The sequence below is a fragment of the Puia sp. genome, assembly GCF_036500295.1.
Lineage (GTDB): Bacteria > Bacteroidota > Bacteroidia > Chitinophagales > Chitinophagaceae > Puia.
In genome coordinates this window covers 1-11,892 of record NZ_DASYCH010000029.1, presented here as the reverse complement: position 1 = coordinate 11,892, position 11,892 = coordinate 1, and the positions used below count along the sequence as shown (strand labels likewise).

Genomic DNA, 11,892 nt, shown 5'->3' with positions numbered 1-11,892 from the left:
GATAACTAAGAGTGGTACATCCGTTCCACCTCCTGTACGATGGATTCGATGGCCTGATCATCCCCTTTGGGATCGTAGGGTTGTTTTAAATTACTGCTAAAGAAGAACGCCACCGTCTGCCAGAAACGGGCGGTAAACCCGCCTTTATATTCCCTGATGATGTCGTAGCAATTGTTCCCTGTCTGCCGGTTGATCAGCTTCATCAGGATCTTTCCCTGATAGATGGACAATTGTTCCAAAGGTTCCGTGAACTGCTTTTTCAATTCCTTCTCCTTGGACATTACATACTGATGCCGTTCTTTCTCGGTGCTCAGCAAGGCCATCTTTGCATTCATCTCGTTCATGATCATTCCCGCCCGGCGGGCATAAGGATAGGTGACATACACTGCATTCCGCAACCGCGTCCATTCCTCGAATCGCTTCCGCATCGCAGGCGGCATCGGGGCGTGCACCCAGGTGTATTCGAACGTACTGGCTGGAAGAAGCTGGCCATTGTATATCTTGCCGGGGACGATAATGGTATCGTAGGGCCCATACTCGGGCTGTGGGATATTTGGGGGGATTGCGCTCGTGTCGGCAGACTGTCCTGACACCCGGGTCACTATCATCAGGGATAGTAAAACGGATATCGGCAGTGAATATTTGTATACACGGAAGCGCATGAGCGGTTCTTAAAATTAACAAAAAACCTCGCTATTTAATACCTTCTACCCGCTTCTGGTAACCCTTATTTCACCTCCATTTTGACCCTTGCCTGACGACGGCGCCATAACAGGCTCATTACGAAGCCAATGATCATGATGATCGTGCCGAGCCACAAAATGTTAATTTGAGGGAATTCCAGCACTTTTGCCGCGATAAAGGGCACCATATCGGTAGACTCCTTCATTCCCAGCTCCACCCGCTGATCATCGGTGATCTTGTTGAACCGCAGTGCCAGGTCCTGCGCGAACACCGTATCGTTCAAAAAATGCGGCTGATTGTTCTTGATATAGATCACCGGGGTAGCCGTATAACGCATGGTATCCCGGGTCACGACCGTCAGTTTGGCCATGAGTGCCGTATCGTTGGGTCCAAAATGATATTTTCCGTTATCGGGATTTTTGATCACGGTATCGAGGATCATATAGCCGCGGGAATAAAAGGCAGTATCTTTTAGTTTCAACGCCTGCGGCTTAAACTGAGCCGTATCGTTCTGTTCGTCGTGGGGGGAGAATCCAGTTATGTACATGAAGATGTCCCGATCCCAGTAGTGATATTTATCCGGGTTGGGCGAACCACCCTCCATGCCCTTCGTGTTCTTCATCAGGTTGGGATAAAGATCGAATTGATGGTTGTTGAGCTTGTCCTGAAAATGGATATGATAATACCGGGTCTGGCTGCGCTGATCCAGGGAGTCGTCGCCCAGGTAGGTTGCCCAGTACTTGTTGATGTCCATCCGAACCCCTTTCACCATGCTGATATTCTCCAGCGGATCCTGTTTTGGGTCGGCGTTGGCAAAACGAACCCCTTCGGTATTGTAGGAAAGCACCTGCTTCTTGGCTGAAGAGATGAGTATTCCCACCAGCATCACGCCGAAGCCGATATGGGCGATCGAGCCGCCTGCCGCCCGCCAGTTCCACTTCAAGCCGGTACGGATATACGCAAAATTGGCCACCACTGCATAGATCGAGGCAAAAAGCGCGATATGGATCGCCGCGAGAAAGCCCGCGCCGTATTTGTCATAGTGAATGCCGCCCCAAATACTCACTGCCAGCGAAATGGCCAGCGCGATGGCGGTCGGCGGTCCCAGCTTTTTCAGCAAGACCCCTTTTCCCGTTCCTTTATATTTGAGGTATTGGCCGAAGGCCGTGAAAATGCCGATCAGGATGGCGATAAAGATCTCGATGCGGTTGTACGTGAAAGGCTGATCGTCGATGGCCACCTTTTTATCCTTGACCAGGTTGATCACGGGCAGAGAGGTGGAGATGATGACATAGGCCGCGGAAAGGAACAGGACCAACGACCCGATGAACATCCAGAACTCACGGGAATCTGTCGCTTCTTCCTTGGCAATATGAGGGATCTGCCGGTATCGGGCGATGAACAAGGCATAGGCGGGTACGAGGAACACCCCAAGGAACATGCACAACTGAACATTCATCCCTGCGCCTACAAACGCATGCACCGAAAGATCACCCAGGATCCCGCTCCTGGTAAGGAAGGTGGAATACAGCACCAGGATGAACTGCGTCAACAGGAAGAAGTACGTCGCGCGCAGGGAGTGGCCCGTCGCATTATAAATGACCTGGGTATGCAGTCCGGCCACCATGACCAGCCAGGGGACCATCGAGGCATTTTCCACGGGGTCCCAGGCCCAGTAACCCCCAAAGCTAAGGGCTTCATAGGCCCAGGCGGCGCCCATCATCACGCCGGTTCCAAGGATACAGGCCGAGAACAATGTCCAGGGGAGAGCTGCGCGCGTCCATGTGCCAAATTCCTTCTTCCAAAGACCGGCGATGGCAAAGGCAAATGGAACTACCGTGGAGGAAAACCCGAGAAAGAGTACGGGCGGATGGATAACCATCCAGTAATTCTGCAACAGTGCGTTGAGTCCCTGGCCATCCTGCATCTGCGGAATGCTTAGGTAATTGGGCTGACTGAAGATCGGCGCCCGCATGCCCATTTCCGTTTGCCGGACGAGGATAAACGGGTTGAGCCCGATCTTGCCGCCAAAAAGATAGATCCCCATGATCATCGTGGCCAAACAAAATTGGGCGAAGCTCATGACCGTCATTACGGGCGACTCCCATTTGCCGGCAGTTCGCATCAGGATCGATCCGAGGACGCAGGTCCAGATGGTCCAAAGCAGGAAGCTGCCCTCCTGCGCCTCCCAGATACAGGCCAGTACATATTGGAACTTCAATGCCTTGCTGGAATGTTCCCAGGCGAAGTTGTATTCGAAGAGCCGGTTGGAGACGATATAGAAGATGGTCACCAGGACAGCAAACACCGAGAACACATTCACGCGATAAGCGACCCGGCCCATACGGCGCCAGCTATTCTGTTCGTCGGGAGTTTTTGCCTGCGCCGACTTGAAAAAGGAGATCAGTGCGACGAGAGAAGCTGCGAAAGTAAGAATAGCAAAAAAGTGGCCAAGCCTGCCGGGCCAAAGATGTTCACCGAGATATTGCATGTCCAGGGTATTAATTTTGGCTCAGGGCCTTCTGAGCGGAATTGGGATCGTCCTTATACTTGGAAGGACATTTCAGGAGGATACCATCCTTGCGCGTGATCTCAAAGACCTCGCCGTTCATTTTCCCTTTCAGGGTTATCCGTTCGGCCTTTTCCAGGTCGTAGGGTTTTTCGAAATGATAGACGACTTTGGCCTTGTTGCCGAGTGTATCACTGATATGAAAGGAGACAAAATTGGGATCCCTGGCAGGATCGTACTCGATCGGTTGGGTATTGTCGAGATGGGCGATGATCGTGACTGTCTTACCGCTTTTCTGCCGGGCCGAGGCAATCGTTTCGAAGGTCGTCAGATCGCCCGTGAAACTGATCAGCACGGCGATCGATACGGCAATCAGGACCAATATGATGACATGTAGTTTCTTCATAACAGGAGGCAAAGTTAGGTCAAAAACCAGTTCCTTTTACTCCATTTTCTTAAACACCACAATCCCGTTGTGCCCGCCAAACCCGAAGGTATTGCTCATCGCGACTCTTACCGGCTTTTGTCTTGCCTGGCCGAGCAGGATATCCAATCCTGCCGGAATGGCCGGATCCAGCTGTTGGGTATTGATCGTCGGCGGGATCACCCCATCCCGGATACTCAGCAGGCAGGCGATTGCTTCGATGGCACCGGCGGCGCCCAGCAGATGCCCCGTCATCGATTTTGTTGCGCTGATGACCAGTCCGGCCGGTTCGGGTCCGAAAAGCCGGGTAACGGCCTGCACCTCGCTCAGATCGCCCACCGGGGTCGAAGTGGCATGGACATTCAGATAGTCCACCTCTTCCTTATTGACACTTGCGTCTTTCAGCGCATCCTGCATTGCCCGAAAAGCTCCGGCGCCCTCCGGGTGTGTCGCCGTCATATGATAGGCGTCGGCCGTCATGGCCGCGCCGGCTAATTCCGCATAGATGTGCGCTCCCCGGGTCTTTGCATGTTCATATTCCTCCAGTACGAGCGCCCCGGCGCCTTCTCCCATCACGAAGCCGTCCCGATCCATGTCGAAGGGCCGGGAAGCATGCTGCGGGTCGTCATTGCGGGTCGACATCGCCTTCATCGAGGTAAACCCACCGATCGAGGCCGCGGTGATCGGCGCCTCGCTGCCACCCGCCACGATCACTTTTGCCTTCCCCACCCGGATATAGTTCAACGCATCCATAAAGGCGGTATTCGAGGTGCTGCAGGCCGAGACCGTGGTATAATTGATGCCCATGAAGCCATACTTGATCGAGATCATCCCGGAAGCCATGTTTGCGATGAGCTTTGGAACGAAGAAAGGACTGAAGCGGGGGGTGCCGTCTCCGGCCGCATATTCGGTCACCTGTTCTTCAAACGTCTGCATGCCGCCCTGTCCCGAGCCCCAGATGACCCCGGTGTCGAAAGGGTCCATTGCTTTGAAGTCGATGCCGCAGTCTTTGATGGCCTGATCCGCCGCGACCAGCGCATACTGCGTAAAAAGGTCGGTCCGCTTCATTTCGCTCCGGTCGAGCAACGCCGAGGGGTCGAAATTCCTGACCTCGCATGCGAACCTTGTCTTGAACTGGCTGGCATTAAAATGCGTTATCGGCCCTGCGCCGCTTACGCCGGCCACCATCTGCCGCCAATAAGTAACAGGATCGTTTCCCAGAGGGGTGATCGCGCCGATACCGGTAACAACAACTCTTTTCATGATCATAAATTCTAGTTTTTTATGCCCTGAAGATCTTCGGTCCGCCAGCCGGCACCCAGATCTTCGAGCATTTGGTCAACCATTCGCCGAAAAAGGTCCTGTCCTTCTATCCTTGATAACAGCAGCGATGATAGCAGTGTCGATACCAGCAATGCCGCCCTGTCCAATGCTTCCCCTGCAAATTGCATCTGTCCTGATGCCCGGGCCTCCTCCAGGCAATCTGCGGCCCATTCGCGGATGGCGACGCACAACTTCTGCAACATGGACTGCATGTCCTCGTCAAAAGTCGCAAATTCCGGGGTAAGGGCCCCCATCAGACACACTGCTCCCCGCTGGGAGTTTTGGTAGAAGGTCTCCACCAGGTGTCTTAACTGCAAATCTCCGCACAACCCTGCATTCCGGTAGCGATATCCCTCCATCCGCAACAGCTCTTCATAGATGACCGCCTGTCCCAGCAGCGATTTCACCGGAAAATGATAGTGGATCGCTGCGTTGCGGATATTCAGTACGGCGGCGACATCCGAATAGGAAAAGGCGTTGAACCCTTTTTGCCGGATCAGGTTATCGGCCAGGCTGATAATATGCTCACGCGTTGCGCTCATATTCCCGCCAAAAGTACTTACTTATTGATAAGTAAGCAAATTTCACAATCGCAGCGGCCTAATTCACATCGGCTTATTCGTGGCGGCAAAAATGGAGGACCTTCCATCCATGAAAAAGCACACCCTACTTCTTCTCCTTATGGCGCTGCTGGGCCAGGCTCGGGCTCAGGTGCCCGCGGCCGCGGCCGCGCACGCAACCAATGACTTTGCGGCCTTCGCCAACACTCAGCATGGCCGGATGATCAAGGCCTACGAACAGCGCGACATCCCCGGATACCAGTCCAAACAGGCCTTCGATTACCTGGAAAGGTCCATTCGTGCCGGCTTCATCAATTATACGCATATTATAAAAGACCCCGATCTTGCCGAACTGCGCAACCTTTCCCGCTTCCACACACTCATCGCCCCGCTACGCGCCGTCGGCGACTATCCTTATATCTTGCAAAGAGCCGCCAGTTATGACCTGGCCGATCGCCGGCCTTTACCGGCCTTTCGATACGAGCCCGCCAACGACTCCAACCTTCTCGCCCTGCGCAGCGGTCTTCATCTCGACTCTATCGCGGGCGGCGGCAGCGATGTCAACCAGGTGATCCGGCTGCTGCACTGGATGCATGACCTCATCCCGCACGACGGCAATAACGCGAATCCGGCCGTCCGCAACGCCATGAGCCTGGTGGCCGTTTGCAAACGAGACCACCGCGGGCTTAACTGCCGGGGACTGGCCATCGCCCTGAATGAATGCTACCTTGCCCTTGGTTATCGTTCGCGCTATGTTACCTGCATGCCAAAGGACAGTCTCGGCGTCGATCCCGATTGCCACGTCATCAATATAGTCTATATTCCATCACTGAAAAAATGGATCTGGATCGACCCCACCAATGATGCCTATGTGATGAATGAAAAAGGGGAACTGCTGGGGATCGAGGAGGTGCGCCAACGCCTCATCCGGCATCAACCCGACAAGCTGGACACCGACTGGGGAAAGGATGGCCATAGCATCACCTATAACACCAACAACCCAGCGCTCTTTTGGGCTAAGCCTCAGTAATGAAAAAACTCCTGTTGCTCCTGCTGCTGCCCGTGGCCGCCCATGCCCAGATCGACTGGCCAAATTATTCCACCTCTTTTCAGGGTAATGGGAAGGAAGGATCGCACCCGGTGCTGGTCACGGCTATCCCCTATAACGGCATTTATGGCGGGGCGACCTATTTCTCCGCGAAACCCGACCAGCTCCATCTGGCAGACAGCTTTTACGCCCCGGACGAAAGACGACCGCGCTATATCGGCGAGTCGAATACCATCGATTCGGGGAAGGTCTACTTTCTTGCCCCGGGCATCCATCGGGAAAATGCCGATCGCTATGAATTTCGCGTCATCGTCGACGGCAAGTATGTTCTCCAGCCCTGGAGTCCGATCACTCAATTTGTCGACTCCGGCAAAGAACTGAACGAGTTTAAACCAGGGTACGGCTTTCTGGGTGGCTATGCCGCCACCTGGGGCCACTCGCTGCTGGTCGATATCCGGGAAAAAGCAACAAAGACCATCGAATCCACCGCCGTTGTTTACTGGCGCAGCGCCCGCCCTACCCTTTCCGGGATCTATACGGCCGGAGACCTCCAAAGCTTCGTCGCCAGCAAGCGCGAGGACTGGAACTGGAAACCCGATCCGGTCTCGAACAGCCGGTTAAAACGGCTCCTTGCCGGAAATCTCGAACTCCGGCGCAATGAGAATTCGCTGCTTTTTTTCGTTGCTGCCGAGGTCTATCAGCGGCAGGCCATTGAATACCAATTGGTGCAGGATGGCGCGGTAACGACCGCCTGGAGGCAAAACAATTTTGACAATAACATCCTCTTCCTGCAGGACCTCCCGCCGGGTGAATACAAACTGCAGGTCCGGCTGCGTGCCCAGCGGCACAATGTCAGCGATTTTTCATTTCGGATCGATCCGGCCTGGTATGAGACCAAGAGCTTTCGGCTTTTCCTCGGGGCGCTCCAGGGATCCGCCGCTGTTGCCGTCATCCTGCTTTTTATTCTTCTTCGCCAGCGGCGCCGGGCGCGACGTGAGAAAGCCGCCCGCCAAAAACTGGATCTCGAGCTGGGTTATATCCGGTCGCAGCTGAACCCGCATTTCATCTTCAATGCGCTTAGTTCCATCCAGGGTCTTGTCAACCGGAAGGAGCTCGACGCCGCAAACCGCTATCTCGCGGACTTCGGCAACCTCCTGCGGGATAGTCTGGCCCTGAGCGACCAGGATGCCGTTGAATTGCCACAGGAGATCCGCATTCTCGATACCTACTTACAATTGGAACAGCTGCGTTTTGGCTTCCGGTATGAGATCATCACCGATGCCGATCTGTCCGCCGTGACGACGGGAATCCCGGCTTTTCTTCTTCAGCCGATCGTCGAGAACGCCGTGAAGCATGGCGTCGCCAGCCGGCAGGCAGCGGGCTTTATCCGGGTGCATTTCTCCCGGGAAAATGGTAATTTCATTGCGGAGGTGGCAGACAACGGCAAGGGTTGGGATACAACAAGCGAGACGACAGGCTATGGGCTCCGGCTCACCGCGGAGCGGATCCGCCTGCTCAACCAGCTGTCCCTGCGTCAGCCGATCACGATGACTATCCTTTCGCAGCCGGATGCCGGCACCACGATCCGACTGCACTTCTCAAACTGGTGGACCTAGCATGAGCATGACCGCGATCTTAATAGACGATGAAGCAAACAACCTTGATAATCTCAGCAGGTTACTACAGCAATATTGCCCGGAGGTGAACATTATCGGCACCGCGATGAATGCCGTTGACGGGCGACAGTTGGTCACCACCCAACAACCGGAGCTTGTCTTTCTCGATATTCAGATGCCCGGTGAGAATGGCTTCCAACTGCTGCAACAATTACCCCGGCATGACTTCCAGCTGATCTTTGTAACCGCCTATGAGCAATACGGTATCCAGGCGGTTAAATTTGCCGCCGTCGATTATCTGTTGAAACCCATCAATCCCCAGGAACTTCAGGAGGCTGTCGGCAAGGCCATACTCCGGCAGGGTGAAAAACATAAGAATGCTCAACTCGAAAACCTTCTTCAGTTGCTGGAACGGCAATCGTTTAAAGAGGAGCACCGCATCGCCCTCAGCACGCTGAAGGAAACCCGCTTCCTTTATACCCGGCAGATCATCCGCTGCGAATCGGACAACAACTATTGTTATTTCTTTCTTGATAACGGCGAGAAACTACTGGTTTCCAAGCCGATATACGAGTATGAGCCGATGCTTAAAGAGTATGGCTTTATCCGTTGTCACCAATCCCATCTGATCAACAAACGCCATGTCCGCAGTTGGGTCCGCGAGGATGGCGGCTATCTGCTTCTCGACAACGGCGACACGGTCCCGGTTTCCCGGAGCAAAAAGGAAGCGGTGCTGCAGGCGTTGGGTTTCTGAGACTGCGCTGCCTGCGGTTTCGGCGTTACAACGTTAATTTTATCCCCTTTTTTTGCTATATCTCTATACTAATGTACCTTGCGCAACGTTTTTCGACATTGATGGTCGACGAACGTTTTTCGACATTGATGGTCGACGGACGTTTTTCGACACTGATGGACTTTGTGCATTTTTCGACTACACCGCCATGACAGATTTATCGCATTTTGATTCGAACGGCCCGAGCAACCCTAAGAACAACATCTTTGGCTTACCTTTCTCAGAAGACGATGCCCGACTGGTCATTGTCCCCGTTCCCTGGGAGGTGACGGTAAGCTATGGCGCGGGGACATCACGTGCCTGCGAACATGTTTTCCACGCAAGCATGCAGGTAGATCTTTTCGATGGCGAGACCGACGACGCCTGGCGACAGGGTCTGTATATGCGGCAGCCCGATAAGAAGGTGCTCATGAAGAGCGACTACCTCCGCAAAGAAGCCGAGCTGTATATCAACTTTACCTCTAAGGACGAGGCCGTCGAGAAGAACAGCTTCATGTGCAAGTCCCTCCGGGAGATCAACGAGGGCAGCGCTCACCTCAACAAGTGGGTCTACGACCAGACCAAGGCACTGCTCGCGCAGGATAAACTGGTCGGACTGCTCGGCGGCGATCACAGCACGCCGCTCGGCTATTACAAGGCCATCGCCGAAAAACACGGCGACTTCGGTATCCTCCAGATCGATGCGCACTGCGATCTCCGCAAGTGTTACGAAGACTTTACATATTCTCACGCAAGCGTGATGTACAATGCGTTGCAGGAAATACCTCAACTAAAAAGACTGGTCCAGGTAGGGGTTCGGGATTATTCGCTCGACGAGTGGCAGTATATCCAGAACAGCAACTACCAGGTGATCACTTACTTTGATAAAGAAATAAAAGAAAGGGCTTTCGAGGGCCAGACCTGGAAGCAGATCGCCGACGAGATCGTCAGCCACCTGCCGGATAAGGTCTATCTCAGCCTGGACATCGACGGGCTCGATCCCAAGCTTTGTCCCAGCACGGGTACTCCCGTACCCGGCGGTTTCGAGACGGAACAGGTTTTCTATCTGATCCGCAAGATCATCCAAAGCGGTCGCCGGTTTCTTGGGTTCGACCTGGTGGAGATCGGCGTGGGGGATACCGAATGGGATTCCAATGTCGGCGCCCGGGTCTTATGGAAATTGAGTAATTTGCTGGTGGCGAGTAATTCCTAAGCGAGTATTTCCTAAGGAACCGCAGGCTGCGGTTCGCGCATATCTCCACGGCATGAAATATCAATACGTTGTCATTCTTAAGAAAACGGGCCAGCGCGCCATCGATCTTCTCAGTATATTTCTTTGCTTCTTTTCGGCAATTTGCCTGGGGTATATCGGTTTGCATTCCGCCGGCAGCCGGTCGGAGCTCTATGTGATCCTGGGTATCGGCCTGCTTCTGCTCATCGGTCTGGGTATCGTCTGGTTATCCGGGCGGCGGATGCGGATGCGACATGACAAAGTTCGCTACCGCTATCTGTTGTTGCTGGCGGCGATGGGGTGGATGTTCTTTACCCCGGCGCCCTGGGTGGGTGGGCTTTTCCTGGTGCTTACTTTTCTGGAGTATCAGACCAAGCGGCCGCTGGAGATCGGGTTTGATAATGACCGGGTGGTGATCAATACGCTTATGCGGCAGGAGTTTGAGTGGAAGGTTTTCAATAATATCATCCTGAAGGATGGGTTGCTGACGCTGGATTTTAAGAGTAATCGATTGATACAGAAGGAGGTTACGGAGGATGATGAAGAGGATGATGCAGATGAGGAGGAGTTTAACGTGTATTGCCGCGGCCGCCTGGCGGCGGCAGCCGCCGCCACGGCATAAAAATGCCCGATTTTCCTTGTGGAAAATCGCGGCGGCCGCATCCTACCCAAAACTGTGCTTATGGATTCAATTTCCCTCCCTGTCGTGTCCCCGGCTTTTGAAAAGCTGAAGCGAAATGGTGTGTGGCTGCATAGTCTTGCGGGCGTTCTTTTACTGGCTCATGCCGTCAGTCATTTCCGGAGTGAGAATACTCATACCCTTTATTTCTGGTGTCTGTTGCTGATCTCGCTGGATATTTTCCTGCTGGTGATCGCGGGGCGTGATCTGTTGCAGCAGCTACCCCGCGTCAACCTGTTCTTTCGAAGTGTGGAGGTCATCTTCTTCTTTTGTATCGGGGTGCTGATGATCCTCGAGGGCAATGAGATCACCGGCATCGTCCACTTTCTGCTGGCTATCGGTTATAGTTATCTGTTTTATTGCGAGCGGGCGCTCCGGAATACGGAGATGCTTTCTTTTCATCATACCGGCATTACGATTCCCAGCCTGCCGGAAAGCCGTTTCCTCTACTGGACCCATATCAACGGGGTGGATTTTACTTATGACCGGATCGATATCGCCACTTCGGAGCAGGAAGATCTGCGGTTCGACCTGCGGCGGAATCTCGATTATGAGCAGTTGGAGCATATCAAGGCGTTTTGCAGGCATTACCTCGGGCAGGTGTAGGCGGGGCGCGCGGTTTGGGGAGGCCAGGCGAAGGGGGTGCGGGCAGATATGGGTGCGGGCAGACAGGGGGTGCGGGTAGACGGGGGATGCGGGCAGACGGGGGATGCGGGACATCTGGCGGGAGCGCGAAGGATGAGGGTTGGCGGGGATTGCGGGAGGTGGCGACTGCTGATGCGGGGGTGACAGCTGAACGGAGCGCAACGGCAGCTGCATGGTTGTTCAGGTGCTGGTCTCCGCATTTTGCGTACCGATGCCTGCGGCATCTGGCGGGGCCTGTGATGGCCCTTCAGGCGGCTTCGCTGTGCTCAGCCTTGTTTTCGTATATTTGCGGATGCTTTCGGAATCACCGTTTATCCTCTATTCCGACGGAAAGGGGAACATCTTTGAAGATACTTCGCTCTATGTCACCGGCCGCAGCGGGTGGGATGCCTTGCCCGTGC

Annotated in this window: 11 protein-coding genes; 6 read left to right on the top strand and 5 right to left on the bottom strand. The window is 54.2% G+C overall.

Annotation, left to right across the window (positions count from 1 at the left end):
* Positions 1-5: 5 nt before the first annotated feature.
* The 5 genes from VGM48_RS06425 to VGM48_RS06405 all read right to left on the bottom strand — a co-directional run bounded on the left by VGM48_RS06425 (position 6) and on the right by VGM48_RS06405 (position 5,482).
* Entirely contained in the window at positions 6-608 is a 603-nt protein-coding gene (locus VGM48_RS06425) for a DUF4294 domain-containing protein (RefSeq protein WP_331577216.1), read from the bottom strand.
* 119 nt (positions 609-727) lie between these two features.
* Positions 728-3,175 carry a cytochrome c biogenesis protein CcsA gene (gene ccsA, locus VGM48_RS06420; protein ID WP_331577213.1) on the bottom strand — a complete coding sequence of 816 codons (2,448 nt, stop codon included), beginning with the start codon at positions 3,173-3,175 and terminating at the stop codon, positions 728-730.
* A gap of 10 nt (positions 3,176-3,185) precedes the next feature.
* Positions 3,186-3,599: a cytochrome c maturation protein CcmE gene (locus VGM48_RS06415; protein WP_331577211.1), complete on the bottom strand. Its 414-nt coding sequence runs from the start codon at positions 3,597-3,599 to the stop codon at positions 3,186-3,188.
* A gap of 36 nt (positions 3,600-3,635) precedes the next feature.
* Positions 3,636-4,880 (bottom strand): beta-ketoacyl-ACP synthase II, encoded by a 1,245-nt coding sequence (gene fabF / locus VGM48_RS06410; protein ID WP_331577209.1) that lies wholly within the window; start codon positions 4,878-4,880, stop codon positions 3,636-3,638.
* Positions 4,881-4,891: 11 nt separating this feature from the next.
* On the bottom strand, positions 4,892-5,482 hold the full coding sequence (locus tag VGM48_RS06405) for a TetR/AcrR family transcriptional regulator (RefSeq protein ID WP_331577207.1): 591 nt from the start codon (positions 5,480-5,482) through the stop codon (positions 4,892-4,894).
* A 109-nt stretch (positions 5,483-5,591) separates the two neighbouring features.
* Here VGM48_RS06405 and VGM48_RS06400 point away from each other — a divergent pair, with 109 nt between their 5' ends.
* The 6 genes from VGM48_RS06400 to VGM48_RS06375 all read left to right on the top strand — a co-directional run bounded on the left by VGM48_RS06400 (position 5,592) and on the right by VGM48_RS06375 (position 11,452).
* The gene (locus VGM48_RS06400; RefSeq protein ID WP_331577205.1) at positions 5,592-6,530 is read left to right on the top strand and encodes a transglutaminase domain-containing protein; all 939 of its coding nucleotides are present in this window, start codon (positions 5,592-5,594) and stop codon (positions 6,528-6,530) included.
* Complete coding sequence (locus VGM48_RS06395) at positions 6,530-8,164, top strand: sensor histidine kinase (RefSeq protein WP_331577203.1); 1,635 nt, start codon at positions 6,530-6,532, stop codon at positions 8,162-8,164. Before VGM48_RS06400 ends, VGM48_RS06395 begins: the two co-directional genes overlap by 1 nt.
* 1 nt (position 8,165) lies before the next feature.
* Entirely contained in the window at positions 8,166-8,918 is a 753-nt protein-coding gene (locus VGM48_RS06390; protein ID WP_331577201.1) for a LytTR family DNA-binding domain-containing protein, read from the top strand.
* 187 nt (positions 8,919-9,105) lie between these two features.
* Complete coding sequence (locus tag VGM48_RS06385) at positions 9,106-10,149, top strand: agmatinase family protein (protein WP_331577199.1); 1,044 nt, start codon at positions 9,106-9,108, stop codon at positions 10,147-10,149.
* A gap of 52 nt (positions 10,150-10,201) precedes the next feature.
* Positions 10,202-10,789: a hypothetical protein gene (locus VGM48_RS06380; RefSeq protein WP_331577197.1), complete on the top strand. Its 588-nt coding sequence runs from the start codon at positions 10,202-10,204 to the stop codon at positions 10,787-10,789.
* 60 nt (positions 10,790-10,849) lie between these two features.
* Positions 10,850-11,452, top strand: a complete 603-nt coding sequence (locus VGM48_RS06375; RefSeq protein WP_331577195.1) for a hypothetical protein — start codon at positions 10,850-10,852, stop codon at positions 11,450-11,452.
* The last annotated feature ends 440 nt before the right edge of the window (positions 11,453-11,892 follow it).